This is a genomic window from Streptomyces sp. NPDC026246 (assembly GCF_055567995.1).
In genome coordinates this window covers 99,346-116,327 of sequence record NZ_JBVHPJ010000002.1, presented here as the reverse complement: position 1 = coordinate 116,327, position 16,982 = coordinate 99,346, and the positions used below count along the sequence as shown (strand labels likewise).

At 72.7% G+C, this 16,982-nt stretch carries 18 protein-coding genes; 8 read left to right on the top strand and 10 right to left on the bottom strand.

What is annotated here, in order from left to right; all coding sequences use genetic code 11:
* Nucleotides 1–65: 65 nt before the first annotated feature.
* Nucleotides 66–800, top strand: coding sequence for a bifunctional DNA primase/polymerase (locus ACZ4M5_RS04600; protein WP_467733060.1), 735 nt, complete (start codon nucleotides 66–68; stop codon nucleotides 798–800).
* Nucleotides 801–849: 49 nt separating this feature from the next.
* On the opposite strand, the gene ACZ4M5_RS04595 is transcribed toward ACZ4M5_RS04600, so the two are convergent.
* On the bottom strand, nucleotides 850–1,842 hold the full coding sequence (locus ACZ4M5_RS04595) for an SCO2278 family lipoprotein (RefSeq protein ID WP_467733058.1): 993 nt from the start codon (nucleotides 1,840–1,842) through the stop codon (nucleotides 850–852).
* A 91-nt stretch (nucleotides 1,843–1,933) separates the two neighbouring features.
* Between ACZ4M5_RS04595 and ACZ4M5_RS04590 the strand changes: the two genes are divergently transcribed.
* Nucleotides 1,934–2,371 (top strand): DUF6892 domain-containing protein, encoded by a 438-nt coding sequence (locus ACZ4M5_RS04590; RefSeq protein WP_467733056.1) that lies wholly within the window; start codon nucleotides 1,934–1,936, stop codon nucleotides 2,369–2,371.
* A gap of 50 nt (nucleotides 2,372–2,421) precedes the next feature.
* Here the strand turns inward: ACZ4M5_RS04590 and efeU are convergent, their stop codons facing one another.
* From efeU to efeO, 3 genes are read right to left on the bottom strand one after another with little or no spacing between them, the layout of a single operon-like run.
* On the bottom strand, nucleotides 2,422–3,255 hold the full coding sequence (gene efeU, locus ACZ4M5_RS04585) for an iron uptake transporter permease EfeU (RefSeq protein ID WP_467733054.1): 834 nt from the start codon (nucleotides 3,253–3,255) through the stop codon (nucleotides 2,422–2,424).
* Nucleotides 3,256–3,258: 3 nt separating this feature from the next.
* On the bottom strand, nucleotides 3,259–4,497 hold the full coding sequence (efeB, locus tag ACZ4M5_RS04580; protein ID WP_467733052.1) for an iron uptake transporter deferrochelatase/peroxidase subunit: 1,239 nt from the start codon (nucleotides 4,495–4,497) through the stop codon (nucleotides 3,259–3,261).
* 11 nt (nucleotides 4,498–4,508) lie between these two features.
* Nucleotides 4,509–5,660 (bottom strand): iron uptake system protein EfeO, encoded by a 1,152-nt coding sequence (efeO, locus tag ACZ4M5_RS04575; protein ID WP_467733050.1) that lies wholly within the window; start codon nucleotides 5,658–5,660, stop codon nucleotides 4,509–4,511.
* 217 nt (nucleotides 5,661–5,877) lie between these two features.
* Between efeO and ACZ4M5_RS04570 the strand changes: the two genes are divergently transcribed.
* Together ACZ4M5_RS04570 and ACZ4M5_RS04565 are read left to right on the top strand one after the other, a co-directional pair.
* Nucleotides 5,878–6,522, top strand: coding sequence for a PhzF family phenazine biosynthesis protein (locus ACZ4M5_RS04570; RefSeq protein ID WP_467733048.1), 645 nt, complete (start codon nucleotides 5,878–5,880; stop codon nucleotides 6,520–6,522).
* 98 nt (nucleotides 6,523–6,620) lie between these two features.
* A complete protein-coding gene (locus tag ACZ4M5_RS04565) occupies nucleotides 6,621–6,824 on the top strand; it encodes a hypothetical protein (protein ID WP_467733046.1) in 204 nt (67 codons plus the stop codon).
* A gap of 70 nt (nucleotides 6,825–6,894) precedes the next feature.
* Here ACZ4M5_RS04565 and ACZ4M5_RS04560 read toward each other — a convergent pair whose 3' ends face one another.
* Together ACZ4M5_RS04560 and map are read right to left on the bottom strand one after the other, a co-directional pair.
* Nucleotides 6,895–7,542: a biliverdin-producing heme oxygenase gene (locus tag ACZ4M5_RS04560; protein ID WP_467733044.1), complete on the bottom strand. Its 648-nt coding sequence runs from the start codon at nucleotides 7,540–7,542 to the stop codon at nucleotides 6,895–6,897.
* Between the two features lie 153 nt (nucleotides 7,543–7,695).
* Complete coding sequence (map, locus tag ACZ4M5_RS04555; protein WP_467733042.1) at nucleotides 7,696–8,553, bottom strand: type I methionyl aminopeptidase; 858 nt, start codon at nucleotides 8,551–8,553, stop codon at nucleotides 7,696–7,698.
* Nucleotides 8,554–8,611: 58 nt separating this feature from the next.
* Here map and ACZ4M5_RS04550 point away from each other — a divergent pair, with 58 nt between their 5' ends.
* On the top strand, nucleotides 8,612–8,842 hold the full coding sequence (locus ACZ4M5_RS04550) for a hypothetical protein (protein ID WP_398111289.1): 231 nt from the start codon (nucleotides 8,612–8,614) through the stop codon (nucleotides 8,840–8,842).
* A 130-nt stretch (nucleotides 8,843–8,972) separates the two neighbouring features.
* Here the strand turns inward: ACZ4M5_RS04550 and ACZ4M5_RS04545 are convergent, their stop codons facing one another.
* Nucleotides 8,973–9,575, bottom strand: a complete 603-nt coding sequence (locus ACZ4M5_RS04545; RefSeq protein ID WP_369197327.1) for a hypothetical protein — start codon at nucleotides 9,573–9,575, stop codon at nucleotides 8,973–8,975.
* A gap of 208 nt (nucleotides 9,576–9,783) precedes the next feature.
* On the opposite strand from ACZ4M5_RS04545, the gene npdG reads away from it, so the two are divergent.
* Both npdG and ACZ4M5_RS04535 read left to right on the top strand, forming a co-directional pair.
* Nucleotides 9,784–10,503: an NADPH-dependent F420 reductase gene (gene npdG / locus ACZ4M5_RS04540; RefSeq protein WP_467733039.1), complete on the top strand. Its 720-nt coding sequence runs from the start codon at nucleotides 9,784–9,786 to the stop codon at nucleotides 10,501–10,503.
* Between the two features lie 65 nt (nucleotides 10,504–10,568).
* Nucleotides 10,569–10,748, top strand: a complete 180-nt coding sequence (locus tag ACZ4M5_RS04535; protein WP_467733037.1) for a hypothetical protein — start codon at nucleotides 10,569–10,571, stop codon at nucleotides 10,746–10,748.
* 12 nt (nucleotides 10,749–10,760) lie between these two features.
* Here the strand turns inward: ACZ4M5_RS04535 and ACZ4M5_RS04530 are convergent, their stop codons facing one another.
* Complete coding sequence (locus tag ACZ4M5_RS04530) at nucleotides 10,761–11,561, bottom strand: site-2 protease family protein (RefSeq protein WP_467733035.1); 801 nt, start codon at nucleotides 11,559–11,561, stop codon at nucleotides 10,761–10,763.
* Nucleotides 11,562–11,779: 218 nt separating this feature from the next.
* Between ACZ4M5_RS04530 and ACZ4M5_RS04525 the strand changes: the two genes are divergently transcribed.
* Nucleotides 11,780–15,055 carry an AfsR/SARP family transcriptional regulator gene (locus tag ACZ4M5_RS04525; RefSeq protein WP_467733033.1) on the top strand — a complete coding sequence of 1,092 codons (3,276 nt, stop codon included), beginning with the start codon at nucleotides 11,780–11,782 and terminating at the stop codon, nucleotides 15,053–15,055.
* 20 nt (nucleotides 15,056–15,075) lie between these two features.
* Here ACZ4M5_RS04525 and ACZ4M5_RS04520 read toward each other — a convergent pair whose 3' ends face one another.
* Both ACZ4M5_RS04520 and ACZ4M5_RS04515 read right to left on the bottom strand, forming a co-directional pair.
* Nucleotides 15,076–15,891, bottom strand: coding sequence for an ABC transporter permease (locus ACZ4M5_RS04520; protein WP_467733031.1), 816 nt, complete (start codon nucleotides 15,889–15,891; stop codon nucleotides 15,076–15,078).
* Nucleotides 15,888–16,907: an ATP-binding cassette domain-containing protein gene (locus ACZ4M5_RS04515; protein ID WP_467733029.1), complete on the bottom strand. Its 1,020-nt coding sequence runs from the start codon at nucleotides 16,905–16,907 to the stop codon at nucleotides 15,888–15,890. The genes ACZ4M5_RS04520 and ACZ4M5_RS04515 overlap by 4 nt, the downstream gene beginning before the upstream one ends.
* Nucleotides 16,908–16,982: the final 75 nt, after the last annotated feature.

Genomic DNA, 16,982 nt, shown 5'->3' with positions numbered 1-16,982 from the left:
CCGGTGCGCGCAAAGATGGGACGATGAGGCATGCTGTTCGGCACGACGGCGAGGCGAGGAGATAGATGAGCGCGGAGTTCGGCGGCCGGAGCGGCCTGCAGGGCAAACTCACCCAGTGGCTGCGCGCCGGGCGCCGGCCGAAGGAGGCCGCCGGGGACGGCGGCCGTGAGGACCTGCTGCTCGCCGCCGCCGATGCGGGACTGCCCCTGGCGCCCGCCGCGCATCCGGCCGGATACCGCTGCTCCTGCGACCGCGTGGGGTGTCCCACCCCGGCCCGTCACCCGGTGTCCTTCGCCTGGCAGACGCAGTCCACCACCGACCGCGGCCAGATCGAGCGCTGGGCCCGCCATCAGCCGCAGGCCAACTTCATCACCGCGACCGGCATGGTGCACGACGTCCTCGACGTGCCCCTCGACGCCGGTCGCGACGCGTTGGAGCGGCTGCTCGCCGAGGGCGTCGAGGTCGGACCGGTCGCCGAGAGCGACGACGGGCGCATGCTGTTCTTCACCCTCACCCGCGGCACGCCCGAGGACGAGGACGAGTGGTGGCCCTGCGAACTGGACTGCCACCCCGAGACGGCGGACGAGCACCCCGGGCTGCGCTGGCACTGCCGCGGCTCCTACGTGCTCATCCCGCCGGCGCGGCTGCCCGGCGAGGGGCAGGCCGTGCGGTGGGTGCGCGGCCCGGAGCACGCGCTGCCCGACCCGCTGAGCCTGCTGGAGGTGCTCACGGAGGTCTGCACCCGCTACGCCGGCCAGGAGAGCGACCCCGCCGGTACGGCCTGGCCCCTGCGGCACTAAGGCGCCCGACCTCGCCGACCCCTGCGTCGCATGCCCCGGGGGACGTCTTCTAGGAGCCCTGTGCCGCCGTCAGGCCCTGGATGCGTCCCAGGACCGTCACCTTGCCCGGGCCCTTCGGGTCCAGCGCGACCTCGTTGGAGACGAACTCCATCGTCAGGGTCTGCTTGATCTCGCCCTTGGTCAGCGCCTGGACGGCCTTGTTGGGCGTCGGCACCGACGTGCCCGCGTGCGCCGTCTGCTTCTCGTAGTGCCGCGTGGCGAAGAACACCAGCGCACCGCCGTCCTCCGTGCGCAGCCCCAGCGGCGTGTAGTCGCCGCCGGCGAGCGGCTCGTCGATGTACTGCGTGACCATGCCCGGCCGCTTGCCGTTCTTCTCCCGCAGGGCCCGCCACCGGCTGGTGTGCGGCCCCTCGGTGAACGCCTTCCCGCCGCTCTTGAGGTACGTGGTGTACGTCCGGCTCAGCTCGCCGGGCGCCGTCGCGAGGTCCTTCGCCCCCACGGGCACGGACTCGGCCCAGCCGTCCGCGTCCTGTGCGAACCGCGGGACGGCGGCCGGGGCGACGAGCGTCAGGTACGCCACCTGGAAGGGGTCGTCGAGGCTGCTGCGGGTGAACACCAGGAGCCAGCGGGCGGATCCGCCCTTGTTGCCGGCGGCGTCGGCGAGGAACCAGCGGGGCCAGCCGGCCTTCTTCGGGATCGTGAACTTCGCGTCCGTCAGCTTCAGCGGCGTGTGGTTCGGGTTGCCGTCCGGGTTGTTCACCTTGCCGGCCTCGAGCCGGGCCGCGTCGATGTCGGCGAGGGCTCCGGTGGTGCGGTCGGCGTCCAGGGAAGCGTCGTAGGCCGCGTCGGCCTCGTTGTACGCGGCGGTGAACTCCCGCAGCGCCTCGGCCGCTTCGGCCCGGGTGGTGGACGGCAGGACCTCCCGTTCGCCGTGCACGACGACGCATCCGCTCGCCGTCAGTGACAAAGCGGTCAGCGAGGCTGCTATGAGGGCGCTCCGGGCGGGCCTGCGGAGCGTTCGAGGGTCGCGATCCCTGCTCATCGGGTTCCTTCACCTTCCCCTTTCCGGAGGCGAACCCTACCGGGTGCCCTCCGGCGGTTCGGCGGGGGCGGGGCACTGCTATACGTGGACGATGACCGCCTTCCGTGATTTCAACTTCAAGCTGCTCGTGGTCGAGAAGCTCATGTACTGGGACGAGACGCTGACACCGGCGTTCAGTCTGAGGGAGCACATGCGGGCTCGCGGGGTTCAGGACCTCGACGCGTACGTCCGGGACAACGCTCTGGAGTACACCGTGCTCGACGAACCGCGCGCCTACTTCTCGCAGTTGGAGATCCCGGAGGAACTTCTCGCCACTGTCGATGAGTTGACCTTCGACGGCGGGCACCAGGTCTTCATGGAATGCGCGCCGGTCTGGGACGGCGAGGACGACCTCTTCGACCTGCGTAGCCTCGACGACCTGGACCTGCTGCCCAACCTCAAGCTCTTCACCGGGGGCAGCGCGCTGGAGTACATGATGCCCGGCTCCCTCGAGGTCCTGGCGGCCAGGGGCATCACCGCGCGCTTCTGAACGCGGGCCCGGCGCGGCCGGGGTGGGCCGCGGGCGCGGGCCCGCCCCGGTCATGCCGCCCGGTCCGCCACCGGCTCCTTGGCCGTCCTGGCCGGTGCCAGGAACAGGGCCAGGGTCGGGATCAGGTACAGCAGCCAGGCGGCGACCTGGAGGGTGGTGGGATCGGGCTGGAAGTTGAAGACGCCCTTCAGCAGGGTGCCGTACCAGCTGTCCGGCGGGATCGTGCCGGAGATGTCGAAGGCCTTGTCGGTGAGGCCGGGCAGGAAGTCGGCCTCCTGCAGGTCGTGGAAGCCGTAGGCCAGGACGCCCGCCGCGACGACGACCAGCATGCCGCCGGTGTACGTGAAGAACTTCGCCAGGTTGATGCGCAGGGCGCCCCGGTAGAACAGCCAGCCCAGCAGGACCGCCGTCAGCAGGCCGAGGGCGACGCCCAGCAGCGGCCTGGGGGTGCCGTCGCTCGCGGCGTGCACCGAGGCCCAGACGAACAGGGCCGTCTCCAGGCCCTCCCGGCCGACCGCGAGGAACGCGGTGGCGACCAGCGCGCCGGTGCCCATCGCCAGGGCGGCGTCCAGCCGGCCGTGCAGTTCCGACTTCAGGTGCCGGGCGGTGCGCCGCATCCAGAACACCATCCACGTCACCAGGCCCACGGCGAGGATCGACAGGGAACCGCCGAGCGCCTCCTGCGCCTGGAACGTCAGCTCCTGGGAGCCGAATTCGAGGGCGCAGCCGAAGCCGAGCGCGAGCGCCACGGCGACGCCGATGCCCGCCCAGATCGGCTTCAGGGCGTCCCTGCGGCCGGTCTTGACCAGGTAGGCGATGAGGATGCAGACGACGAGGCTCGCCTCCAGACCCTCGCGCAGGCCTATCAGGTAGTTGGAGAACATGCCCTACGCCTCCTCGGAGAACAGCGCCCGGCCCCACCAGTCGTCCCGGTCGCGGACGCCCGGCGGGACGGCGAACAGCGCCGAACCCACGTGCTGGATGTATTCGTTGAGCGCGTCCGTGGCCAGGTTGCGCTGGATCGGGATGAAGCCCTTGCGCACGTCGCGCTGGTAGGCCAGGAAGAACAGGCCCGCGTCCAGGCGGCCCAGTCCGTCGGTGCCGTCGGTGAAGGAGTAGCCGCGGCGCAGGATCGTCGCCCCGTGGTTGGCGTCGGGGTGCGCGAGCCGCACGTGCGCGTCGGGCTTCATCGCCTTCAGGAACGGCTCGTCGCGCTCCTTGGCCTTGCCGACCGGCGCCCCCTCGCCCTTGTCGCGGCCGAAGATGTCCTCCTGCTCCTGCAGGGAGGTGCGGTCCCAGGTCTCGATGTGCATGCGGATGCGGCGGGCGACGAGGTAGCTGCCGCCCGCCATCCAGGCCGGGCCGTCCTTCTCGCCGACCCAGACGTGCTCGCGCAGGCGGTCCGTCTCGGTGCCCGCGATGTTGCGCGTGCCGTCCTTGAAGCCGAAGAGGTTGCGCGGGGTGTGCCCCTCGGGCGTCGTCGAGGACGTCTTGCCGAAGCCGAGCTGCGACCAGCGGATGACGACCTTGCCGAAGCCGATGCGGGCCAGGTTGCGGATCGCGTGGACCGCCACCTGGGGGTCGTCGGAGCAGGCCTGGATGCACAGGTCGCCGCCGCTGCGGGCCCGGTCGAGGTTGTCGCCCGCGAACTTGGGCAGGTCGACCAGGGCCTCGGGCCGCCGGTCCGCCAGGTCGAACCGGTCGAACAGGGAGGGACCGAAGCCGATCGTCAGGGTGAGACGGGACGCGTGCAGGCCGAGGGCCTCGCCCGTGTCGTCCGGGGGTGCCTCGGGCAGGCCGCCGTAGGCGCCCTCGCCGACCGGGTGCCCGGCGGTCATGCGGCGGGCCGCCTCCGTCCAGTCCTTGAGGAGCTGGACGAAGGACGCCCGGTCGTCCGTCGTCACGTCGAACGCGGCGAAGTGCAGGCGGTCCTGGACCGGGGTGGCGATGCCCGCCTGGTGGGGGCCGTGGAAGGCGACCGCCGTGCCGGCCTGCGGCGCCGGTTCCTCGTCCGTGCGGGCCATCGCCACGGCGCCGCCCGCCGCGGCGGCGCCGAGCGCCAGGCCCGCGCCGCCCCAGCCGAGCAGGGAACGGCGGCTGGGGGAGGGCGCGTTGCTGTCCGTCATGGCGGGTCCCGTTACTTCACGACCGCGGCGGCGAGCTTCGACAGCGGCTCCGCCAGGGCGTTGACCGCGTCCGACAGCTCCTTGCGGTCGGCCTTGCCGACCTTGTCGTAGGAGGTGAACGCGTAGGAGCCGCTGTCGGGGCGGTACTTGTCGAGCAGGGCGTTCAGGGCCGCGAACTGCTTGTCCAGCTCGGTGGCCAGTGCCGGGTCGTTCTCCTTGGCGACCGGCTTGAGCAGGTCGTAGGACTTCTGCGCGCCCTCGACGTTGGCCTTGAAGTCGACCAGGTCGGTGTGCGAGTAGCGCTCCTCCTCGCCGGTGACCTTGCCGGTGGCGACCTCGTCGAGGAGCTCCTTGGCGCCGTTGGCCATGGAGGTGGGGGTGATCTCGGCCTTGCCGACCCGGTTCTGCCAGTCCTTCAGGTCCTTGATCAGCAGCCCGGCGAGGTCCTTCTCGCGGTCGCCGATCTTCTTCTCCTGCCACAGCGCCTTCTCCAGGCGGTGCCAGCCGGTCCAGTCGGTGGCCGGGTCCTGGCCGTCCTCCAGCCCGTCCTCGCGGACGTCGACCTTGGGGTCGATGTCGCCGAAGGACTCCGCGACGGGCTCGGTGCGCTCCCAGCCGATGCGGGAGGGGGCGTAGGCCTTCCTCGCGGCGTCGAGGTCACCGTCCTGGACGGCCTCGGCGAAGGCTTCCACCTTCGGCAGGGTCTCGTCGGCCTGCTGCTGCACGTAGGACCGGTACGCGGCCACGGCCTGGTCCAGGCGCGGGTCGCGCTTGACGGCCTTGCCGCCGGTGGCCTTCACGGACTGGCGGATGCCGTCGCCCTTCATGCCGGGCTTGCAGGCGATCTGGTAGTCGCCGGCCTTCACCTCGGCGGTGACGCGCTGCTTGGTGCCGGGGCCTATGTTCTCCCGTTCGGTGACCACGCGGTCGTCGGGGAAGAGGACGTAGACCTCGGTGACCTTGGAGCCCTTGTTCTCGACGGCCAGCTCGATGTGCCCGGCCGGGAACTCCTTCTTCGACACCTCGCACGAGTCGTCGGTCGCGGTCACGTTGATCACGCGGTCGCCGCCCTTGGCGTCGCTCTTCTCGGTGCAGCCGGTGACGGCGGTCAGAGCCGCCACCGCGACGGCGGTGAGGGCGAGGGAAGGTCTCGCGGATCGCATGAGGGCTCCAGTGCGTGGCCGAAACATGAGTGCGGTGAGCCTCAGTCTGGGAAGGTGAGGCTCACCTAACGCATAAGAATCGCGTAAGCGTCTTCAAATCCACCTCACGAATCGGTCAAGGAGCGGTCAAGACTGCGGCGCCGGGTTGCGCAACCGCTCGTTCTCCCCGTCCCCGCCCCGGACCGCCGGGGTGATCGCCCGGTGCTTGAATGCCCCCGTGACTGACTACGACGTGCTCCGCGTCTTCTGCGGGCCGAACGGCGGATACGGCAACGAGCTCGCGGTCGTGCGCGAGGGCTCCGTGCTGCCGGAGCGGGAGGACCGGCAGGCGTTCGCCGCGAAGGTCGGGTTCAGCGAGACGGTGTTCGTCGACGACCCCGAGCGCGGGGTGATCGACATCTACACGCCCACCGTACGGCTGCCCTTCGCCGGGCACCCCTGCGTCGGCGCGGCCTGGCTGCTCGACGTGCCGGAACTGGTCACCCCGGCCGGGGTCGCCGGGGCGCGGCAGGACGGGGAGTTCTGCTGGATCGAGGCACGGGCGGACTGGGTCCCGCCGCGCACCCTGCGCCAGTACGGCAGCGCCGCGGAGGTCGAGGATCTGGACGTGCCACCCGTCGGGGAGTGGGTGTATGCCTGGGCCTGGGAGGACGAGCCTGCCGGGCGGATCCGGGCCCGGGCCTTCCCCGGCCGGGGCGACGGCATCGACGAGGACGAGGCGACCGGAGCGGCGGCCCTGCTGCTCACGGACCGGCTGGGCCGGGCCCTCAACATCACCCAGGGGGCCGGGTCCCAGATCCTCGCCGCCCCCCAGCCGGGCGGCTGGACCGAGGTCGGCGGCCGGGTGCTTCTGGAACGCTGACCCGGGTGGCGCGCGCCCGTACGGGTGGAACAGCGTGTGTGGGCGGCGGTGAGCGGGGACCACTGGGCGTGACCGAGCACCACCGCGAGAGGATTCCCATGCGCATTCGTTCCGCTCTGGCCGTCATCGCCCTGACCGCCGCCGTGACCGCCACGGGTGCGGCGACCGCCGCGGCCAACGACGAGGGCCCGGACTACCGCGACCACGTGGCGTGCAGCCCGTACTTCGGTGAGCTCGAGGCCGAGACCGCCGAGATCGAGTGGGGCGGCGCCGTCTGCCACAACGGCCCGTTCGACATCTGAGTCGGCCGAGCTCCGAACGGACCGGGGCCCCTCGCCGTGCGCGAGGGGCCCCGGTCCGTTCACGCACGTGTCACGCCGACAGCGGGAACTCCTCGCCCAGGGCGCGGAAAACCGCGTTGTTCAGCTCGTACGCCCGCTTGCACTCGGCCACGACGCGCTGGCGCTCCAGCTCGTCCGCGGGCACCGCGTCCAGCAGCTCCCAGTAGTCCCGCTTGAAGGCGGCCGGGTTGGGGACCTGTTCGAACACGTAGAAGCGGACCCCGTCCCCCCTGCTCGCGAAGCCCCACGTCTTCTCGGCCGCGGCGCGGATGATCTGGCCGCCCGAGAGGTCGCCGAGGTAGCGGATGTAGTGGTGGGCGACGTAGCCGGCCGGCCAGGTGTGCGCGCACTCGGCGATCCGCCCGGCGTACGCGCGCGTCGCCGGCAGTGCTTCGGCCGCCGCGCGCCAGCCGGGGCCGCGCAGGTGCTCCAGGTCCCGCTCCAGCGCCCCCCTGCGGAACAGCTCCGGGCGGACGAAGGGGCCGGCCACCGGGTCCCCGGCCAGCCGCCCGGCGGCGGACTCCAGGGCGTCGTACACGAACCACAGCTGCTCGGTGTAGCGGGCGAACGCCTCGACCCCCAGCCTGCCTCCCAGCAGGTCGCCGAGGAAGGCCGACCCCCTGACCTCCTCGTGCTGCTCGCGGGAGGCGCTCCGGATCACGGTCGAGAAGGATTCCATGGGCCCACTCTCTGTGGTTAGGGCACCCTAAGTCAATGGGTTGCCGACGGGTTGTCGGTAAACTTCCCGACGCGGCGTCGGAAAAAACCGCTGCGCACATGCCGACGGCCCGCCCTCCGGGGAGAGCGGGCCGCGGCCTGGTCCGTGAGCGCGCTACGGCAGCGTGAGGATCTCCGCGCCGGTGTCCGTGACGACCAGCGTGTGCTCGAACTGCGCCGTGCGCTTGCGGTCCTTGGTCACGACGGTCCAGCCGTCGTCCCACATGTCGTACTCGTGCGTCCCGAGGGTCAGCATCGGCTCGATCGTGAACGTCATCCCGGGCTGGATGACCGTGGTCGCGTGCGGGCTGTCGTAGTGCGGGACGATCAGGCCCGAGTGGAACGACGAGTTGATGCCGTGGCCGGTGAAGTCCCGCACCACCCCGTACCCGAAGCGCTTGGCGTACGACTCGATGACGCGGCCGATGATGTTGATCTGCCGGCCGGGCCTGACCGCCTTGATCGCCCGCTCCAGGGACTCCCGGGTCCGCTCGACCAGCAGCCGCGACTCCTCGTCGACGTCACCCACCAGGTACGTGGCGTTGTTGTCGCCGTGCACCCCGCCGATGTACGCCGTGACGTCCAGGTTGACGATGTCGCCGTCGCGCAGCACGGTCGAGTCCGGGATGCCGTGGCAGATGACCTCGTTCACGCTCGTGCACAGCGACTTGGGGAAGCCGCGGTAGCCGAGCGTCGAGGGATAGGCGCCGTGGTCGCACATGTACGCGTGCGCCACCTTGTCGAGCTCGTCGGTCGTCACGCCGGGGGCGATGAGCTTCGCGGCCTCCGCCATCGCCCGGGCCGCGATCCGGCCGGCGACGCGCATCGCCTCGATCGTCTCGGGCGTCTGCACCTCCGGTCCGGTGTACGGCTTCGGCGCGGGCTTGCCCACGTACTCGGGGCGGCGGATGTTTCCGGGCACGGAACGGGTGGGGGACAGCTCCCCGGGGACGAGCAGCGACTGGCCAGACATGCCAGCGAGTCTAACCAGCGGCGACGGGGGAACATGTCGGTGGCGAGAGGAGCTGGTCATGGCCCTGTTCAAGAAGCGGACGGTCGGCAAGCCGGGCGAGTGGTACTACTGCCTGGAGCACAAGAAGGTCGAGGAGGGGCCCGAGTGCCCCAACAAGGACCGCTTCGGCCCGTACACGAGTCGTACGGAGGCCGAACACGCGATGGCGACCGCCCGCGAGCGCAACCTCCAGTGGGAGAACGACCCGAAGTGGCACGACGCCCCGGCGGGCGGCCGGGAGGACGGCTGACCCGTCACGACACGACGCCCGGGACCGCGGCCCACGCCGCCCCGGGCGTCCGTCGTGTTCCCGGGGGCGCCGGTCCGTCGGGGGGTGTCGGCCGGGGCGTGGTGTCGGGTCGCGCGGTGCGTCCTTCACGTCACCAGCGTGCCGGGGGCGGTGCCGTCAGGTGTTCCGCCAGCCTCGACACCCGGTCCCGCAGCCGGCGCCGGCCGCGCGGAGCCGGCAGCGCGTTCTCGCCCGCCGCGGCGCTGACCAGGTGCTGCACGGTGTCGAGGTCCAGCTCCGCCCCGTCGGGGACCGCCAGGACCTCGTGCGACATCGACGGCAGTTCGTCCCCGCCCTGACCGAGGGCCAGGATCGTCGCCCCGGCGCGGCGGGCGTCGAAGACGCGCTCCAGCAGCGCGGCGGCCGGGGCTCCCGGGGTCACCACCAGCAGGGTCTCGCCGCGCCGGGCCGCCTCCAGCCGGCCGAGACCGACCGCGAGGTGCGCCGGGTCCGAGGGGCGGGCGTCGTGCCGCACCAGCGTCGGGGCCAGCTCCGGCGTGCCCGACCAGGCGGCCTCGTCCACCAGGTGCGCCGCCAGGTGCCAGGGCTCGTACTCCGGCGTGCCGACCAGCAGCAGTCCGCCGCCGTGCGACACCACCGACCCCCGCAGGGCCCCGGCGAACCGCCGGGTGGCCCCCAGCCACTCCGTCCCGGCGAGCACTTCCCGCAGCAGCGCGACCCGTACGGCATCCATGTCCGCGATCCTGCCCCGGTGCTTCGCGGCGTGGACGCGCTTCCCTGCGGATTCGCCCGGCCCGGGCACGCGCCCCGGACGCCCGTTCCGCCGTCGAACGAGTGGGGGAGTGGTCGGGAGGTACGTCGTCCCCCTGCCCGGCCGGCCGGACGCCGGGCACCCGCACCTGGAACGGTCGTGTCCGCGGCGCGGCCGTAGAGTCGGGGCCATGACCTCTACCGACAGTGCCGCCACCGGAACCGCGCAGAAGGCGCCCGCCAAGGACCCCTGGGACCTGCCCGACGTCTCCGGACTCGTCGTCGGCGTGCTCGGCGGGACCGGCCCCCAGGGCAAGGGCCTCGCGAACCGGCTCGCCCAGGCCGGGCAGAAGGTGATCATCGGCTCCCGGGCCGCCGACCGCGCGCAGGCCGCCGCCGAAGAGATCGGCCACGGCGTCGAGGGCGCGGACAACGCCGAGACCGCGCGCCGCAGCGACATCGTGATCGTCGCCGTGCCGTGGGACGGCCACGGCGCGACCCTGGAGTCCCTGCGCGCGGAACTCGCCGGCAAGCTCGTCGTCGACTGCGTCAACCCGCTCGGCTTCGACAAGAAGGGCGCCTACGCCCTCAAGCCGGAGGAGGGCAGCGCCGCCGAGCAGGCCGCCGCCCTGCTGCCGGACTCCCGTGTCACGGCCGCCTTCCACCACCTGTCGGCCGTCCTGCTGCAGGACCCGGAGATCGACCGGATCGACACGGACGTCATGGTGCTCGGGGAGGAGCGGGCGGACGTGGAGATCGTGCAGGCCCTGGCCGGCCGCATCCCCGGCATGCGCGGCGTCTTCGCCGGGCGGCTGCGCAACGCCCACCAGGTGGAGTCCCTGGTCGCGAACCTGATCTCGGTCAACCGCCGCTACAAGGCCCACGCCGGGCTCCGCGTCACGGACGTATGACCGCATGGGGGACACTGGAAGGCGCCCGCAGTGCCCGCAGTGTCCCCCGACAGGAGCCACCCGACATGCCCCGCCTCGCCCTCTACGCCCTCATCGTCTGCCTTCTGTCCGTGACCGCGGCCGTCGTCTCCTTCGTGGAGGGCAGCTGGCTGGGCATCGTGTGGGTGCTGCTGGCGGGCCTGTCGTCCAACATGTGCTGGTACTACGTCAAGCGCTCCCGGCAGCAGAAGTCCGTCACCGGCTGACACCGCAACCCGTCAGGGCGCCACCGAGCAGTACTCGTTCGAGCCCTGCCAGAAGCGGTACAGCTCCTGCCCGCAGTACGTCTCGAAGTCGCTGATCCCGAGGGACTTCAGGATCGCGTCGACCACGTCGAAGAAGACGCCGTTCACCGCGGGCAGCCACAGCAGCGCGAACACGAACAGCAGGCCGAACGGCGCGAACGGCTCCACCTGCCGCCGGACGCCGTACGACAGCCACGGTTCGATCACTCCGTAGCCGTCCAGGCCCGGCACCGGCAGGAAGTTCAGCAGCGCGGCCGTCACCTGGAGCAGCGCCAGGAACGCCAGCGCGAACCGGAAGTCGACCGGCACGCCGTCCAGCGCGCCCAGCCAGAAGGGGGCGGTGCACACGACGGCGAACAGCACGTTCGTCAGCGGGCCCGCCGCGGAGATCAGACTGTGCTTCCAGCGCCCGTGGATCCGCCCCCGCTCGATGAACACGGCACCGCCGGGCAGACCGATCCCGCCCATGATCACGAAGATCACCGGCAGGACGATGCTGAGCAGCGCGTGCGTGTACTTCAGCGGATTCAGGGTCAGATAGCCCTTCGCGCCGATCGAGATGTCGCCGCTGTGCAGGGCGGTGCGGGCGTGCGCGTACTCGTGCAGGCACAGCGAGACGATCCACGCCGCCGTCACGAACAGGAACACGGCGACCCCGGGCTGCTCCGCGAACCCGGTCCAGGTCGCCCATCCCGTGACCGCCGTCACGGCCAGGATCCCGACGAAGACGGGACTGATCCGCCGCTCGCTGTGGCGGCTGGTGGCGGTGGTCATCGGACTCCCTGCTCTCGAACACCCGGTAGGACGGCCCGACGCTACCGGGCGCACACGGAAAACGCCTCGCGCGGGGCGGCCGGTTCCGCAAGGGTGGTGCGGTCCGGCGCCCGGTGAGCGGGCCGGGACGCAAGAACCCGACCGGCATCCCGCATCCGGCCGCGGAACCGCCGCCGCGCCGGGCACCGCCGTGCCCCGCCCCCGTACCACCGGAGACAATGGACCCCGTGCGCTACCGCATCCTCGGCACCACCCAGGCGCTCCGCACCGACGGCTCGGCCGTCCCGGTGGGCGGGGCGCGGTTGCGTGCGCTGCTCACCGTGCTGGCCCTCCGGGCCGGGCGGACCGTGTCCGTGGGCCTGCTCGTCGACGAGGTGTGGGGCGCCGAGCCCCCCGCCGACGCCCCGGGCGCCCTGCAGGCGCTCGTCGGCCGGCTGCGGCGGGCCCTGGGCGCCGACGCCGTGGCCTCCGCCGAGGGCGGCTACCGCCTCACAGCCGCGCCCGACGACATCGACCTGCACCGCTTCGAACGGCTGGCCGGCGAGGGGCTGCGCGCCCTGGCCGACGACGACCCCGCCAAGGCCGCCGCCGTCCTCGACGACGCCCTCGCCCTGTGGCGCGACCCCGCCCTCGCCGACCTGCCCGAGCGCACCGCCGAGGCGGCCCGCGTCGAGGCCCGCCGCCTGGACGTGCTGCGGGCCCGCCACACCGCCGCCCTCGCGCTGGGCCGGGCCGAGCAGGCCCTGCCGGAGCTGACCGCCCTGTGCGACGGCCACCCCCTGGACGAGCCGCTCCAGGCGCTCCGGCTGCGCGCCCTGCGTGAGGCGGGCCGCACCGCGGAGGCGCTGGACGCCTACGACGAGGTGCGGCGGCTGCTCGCCGACCGTCTGGGCACGGACCCGGGCCTCGAACTGCGGTCCCTGCACGCGGAGTTGCTGCGAGCCGGTGACGATCCCGGGCCCGTACCCGCCGCCGTACGGCCGGGCAGGCCGGCCGGGAACCTCCGGGCCCGTCTGACCTCCTTCATCGGCCGCGAGGCCGACATCGACACCCTCCGCAGGGACCTCAAGGCGGCCCGCCTGGTGACGCTGCTCGGCCCCGGCGGCGCCGGGAAGACCCGCCTGTCGCAGGAGGCCGCCGAGACCGTGCGGGGCAGCATGCCCGGCGGGGTGTGGCTGGCGGAACTCGCCCCGGTCGACGACCCGGCCGCCGTGCCGGAGGCCGTGCTCACCGCCGTCGGCGCCCGCGAGACCGTGCTGTACGGCGCCGGCGCCGAGGGCATCCGCGCCGCCGTGGCCGAACGGCTCGACGACCCCGTCGAACGTCTCGCGGAGCACTGCTCGCGCCCCGGCATGCTGCTCATCCTGGACAACTGCGAGCACGTCGCCGCCGCGGCCGCCCGGCTCGCCGAGGAACTGCTCCAGCGCTGCCCCGGTCTCACCGTCCTGGCCACCAGCCGCGAACCCCTGGGCGTCGCGGGCGAGTTGCTGCGCCCGGTGGAGCCGCTGCCCGAGCCGGTCGCCCTGCGCCTGTTCGCCGAGCGGGGCGCGGCCGCCCGGCCCGGATTCCGCGTCGAGGACGACCCCGAGGCGTGCGCCGAGATCTGCCGGCGGCTGGACGGACTGCCGCTCGCCATCGAACTCGCCGCCGCCCGGCTGCGGATGCTCACCCCCCGCCAGATCGCCGACCGGCTCGACGACCGCTTCCGCCTGCTCACCTCCGGCAGCCGCACGGTCCTGCCCCGCCAGCAGACCCTGCGGGCCGTCGTCGACTGGTCCTGGGAACTCCTCGACGAGGACGAACGCGACGTCCTGCGGCGGCTGTCGGTGTTCGCGGGCGGCTGCGACCTGCCCGCCGCCGAGGCCGTGTGCGGACCGGCCGCCCTGGAAGCGCTCGGCTCACTCGTCGACCGCTCCCTGGTCGTGGCCGCACCGGCCGACGGTGAGATGCGCTACCGGCTGCTGGAGACCGTGGCCGAGTACGCGGCCGAGCGGCTGGACGAGTCCGGTCAGCGCGCCGCAGCCGAGCGGGCCCACCTGACCTGGTTCCGTGAACTCGCGCGCCGCACGGACCCGTTGCTGCGCGGCCCGGAGCAGAGCGGGGCCATCCGGCGGCTGGAGCGCGAGTACGAGAACCTGCGCACCGCCCTGCGGCACGCCGTCGCCCTGCGCGACGAACAGGAGGCGCTGTGCCTGGCCCTGTCGCTGGTCTGGTACTGGCAGATGCGCGATCTGCGCATCGAGGCCCGCAACTGGTGCCGCGAGGTCATGGCCCTCGGGCCGGACCCGTTCGCCGAGCCGGTCCGCCCCGCCGCCCCCGTCTGGCAGCGCTGCACCGACGCCCCGCCGCCGATGACCGGCGAGGTCCTGTGGGAGGCCCGGCGCGGCATCCACCTGGCGCACCTGGCGTGCATGGACACCGAACTGGACGCCTGGGAGAACCCGCGCGCCCAGCAGAAGCTGCGGACCATCGCCGCCACCTACGAGCCGGGCCTGCCGCAGAACTGCCGCCTGCCCGGCCTGCTGTGGTTCTTCGCCGTGATGCTGACCGGCGACATGGACCGGCTGCGGACCATCATGGACGCCTCCATCCGCACCTGCCGCGCCACCCCCGGCTTCGACTGGGAGCTGGCCTCCGGTCTGCAGATGCGGGCCAACTTCCTCGCCAACCGCACCGACTGGGCCGGTGACGCCGGGCGCGACGCCGACGAGTCGCTGGAGATCTACCGCCGCCTCGGCGACTCCTGGGGCACCGCCGAAGCCCTGTCCGCCCGAGCCGAGGCCCATGAACGCAAGGGCCACCACGCCCTGGCCGCCGCCGACTACGAGGCCGCCATCGCCCACGCCGAACGGCTCGGCGCCCGGGCCCAGGCGGCCGTCCTCACCGCCCGGCTCGGCAGCGCGCTGCTGGAGTCCGGCGAGGACGAACGCGGCGAGCGGCTGCTGCGCGAGGTGATCGCCCAGCACGAGGACTCGCACAGCGAGGCCATGCCCGCCGCGCGGCTGTTCCTCGCGGGGCGGCTCGGACTGACCGGCCGTTTTCCCGAGGCGCGCGAGCAACTGCGGCGGCTGCGCGAGGACTTCCGGATCTCCCACTTCATCGTCTTCGACGCGTTCATCCTCGGCGCGGAGGCCTGGCTGGACGCCATGGAGGGCCGCCACGAGGACTGTCTGGACCGGACCCGCAGGGCACTGGAGCGGGCGGGCGACCCCGTCTCCGAGGCCATCGCGCCGCACATGCGGGCGGTGTACCTGATCACCGGCGCCAGGGCCCTGTCCGCTCTGGACGGGGGACGGCGCGCCGCGGACGCGGCCCGCTGCCTCGGCGCCGCCGACGCCCTGCTGCCACCCGGCCACCTCGCCCAGCGGCAGGAGCGCGAGACCCGCGAGGCGGCGGAACGGCAGGCCCGGGCGGTGCTCGGCGACACAGCGTACGAGGCCGCGTACGCGCGGGGCGACGGCCTCACGGTCGAGGAGGCCGCCGCCCTGCTCTGACGGCGCCCGGCCGCGCCCGGTCAGTTCTTGGTGCGGAACTTGTGGATGGCGACGGGCGCCATCACGGCCGTGATCGCCGCCGACCAGCCGAGCGTCACCCACAGGTCGTGGGCGACCGGCCCCCCGATCATCAGGCCGCGTGCGGCGTCCGCAAGCGTCGACAGCGGGTTGTAGTCGGTGAACGCCTGGAGCCAGCCCGGCATCGACGTGGTCGGTGCGAAGATCGACGAGCCGAACTGCAGCGGGAACAGCACCAGGAAGCCCATCGCCTGCACGGACTGCGCGTTCTTCAGGATCACGCCCAGGGTGAGGAACACCCACATGATCGACGAGGCGAACGCGGTGGACAGCGCCACGGTCGCGAGCAGCCCCGGCCAGTTGGTGATCTCGAAGCCGACGACGACGGCGACGACCATCAGCACGGCGGTCGCGAACAGCATCCGCAGCAGCTCCACCGAGATCTTGGCGAACAGCACCGAGCCCCGCCCGATAGGCATGGACCGGAAACGGTCCATGACACCGGAGTTGAAGTCCTGGCTGAAGCCCGTGCCGACGCCCTGGGACAGCGTCATGCTCATCATCGCGATCATGCCCGGGATCACGTACTGCACGTACCGCTCCTGCCCGCCGCCCAGGGCCTGCCCGATCGAGCCGCCGAAGACGAACACGAACAGCAGGGTGAAGATGACCGGCATCAGCAGCGCGTCGGCCATCGACTCCGGGTCCTTGCGGATCCACAGCAGGTTGCGCCGGATCAGGGCGCCGGTGTGGCGCAGATGGCCGCGCAGCGGGATACGGGCGTCAGTCACGGTGTCGTCGAGGGTGACGGCGCTCATACGGCGGCCTCCTGAAGGTCTTCGGCGGGCACGGCGTCCTGCGGTGCACTGGCGCGGTGGCCGGTGAGGGACAGGAACACCTCGTCCAGGCTGGGCAGTTCGGTGGTGAGGGAGGCGAGGGTGATGCCGCGCGCACTGACCGCGCCGACCACCGCGGTCAGCTGCTCGTCGCTGAGGATCGGCACCAGCACGTCACCGCGGTCGCTGTCCACGGTCGTGGTGGCGAGGCCGGTGATGCCGAGGTCGTCGAGCGCGGCGGCGAGCGGCCGCAGGTGCGCCGGATCGGCCGGGCGGATCCGCAGCGCACGGCCGCCGACCTTCGCCTTCAGCTCCTCGATGGCCCCGCCCGCGATGACCTGGCCGCGGTCCACGACGGTCAGCTCCGAGGCGAGCTGCTCGGCCTCCTCCATGTACTGCGTGGTGAGCAGCACGGTCACCCCGTCGCCGACCATGCGCTTGACCTCGTCCCACACCTCGTTGCGGGTGCGCGGGTCGAGCCCGGTGGTGGGCTCGTCCAGGAAGAGCACGGCCGGCCGGCCGATCATCGACGCGGCCAGGTCCAGCCGCCGCCGCATGCCGCCGGAGTACGTGCCGGCGTGCCGCTTGGCCGCCTCGGTGAGCGAGAAGCGCTCCAGCAGCTCGTCGGCCCGGGCGCGCGAGTCCTTGCGGGACAGGTCGAGCAGCCGCCCGATCATGTACAGGTTCTCCCAGCCGGAGAGCTTCTCGTCCACGGAGGCGTACTGCCCGGTCAGGCCGATCACCCGGCGCAGCTGCCGGGGCTGCCGTACGGCGTCGTAGCCGGCCACGATGGCCCGTCCCGCGTCGGGCGCGAGCAGGGTGGACAGGATGCGTACCAGGGTCGTCTTCCCGGCCCCGTTCGGTCCGAGCACCCCCATCACGGTGCCCTCCCGCACGTCCAGGTCGACCCCGTCCAGGGCCTTCGTCTCCCCGTAGTGCTTGACCAGCCCCCGCACGGTGACAGCGGCGCCGCTGGTTCGTTCGTCGATGCGCGTCATGGCACAGACGGTGCCAGGCCCCACCGACACATCACCGACAAGCCGCCGACACCGCCCCGACAGGCACCGATCCGC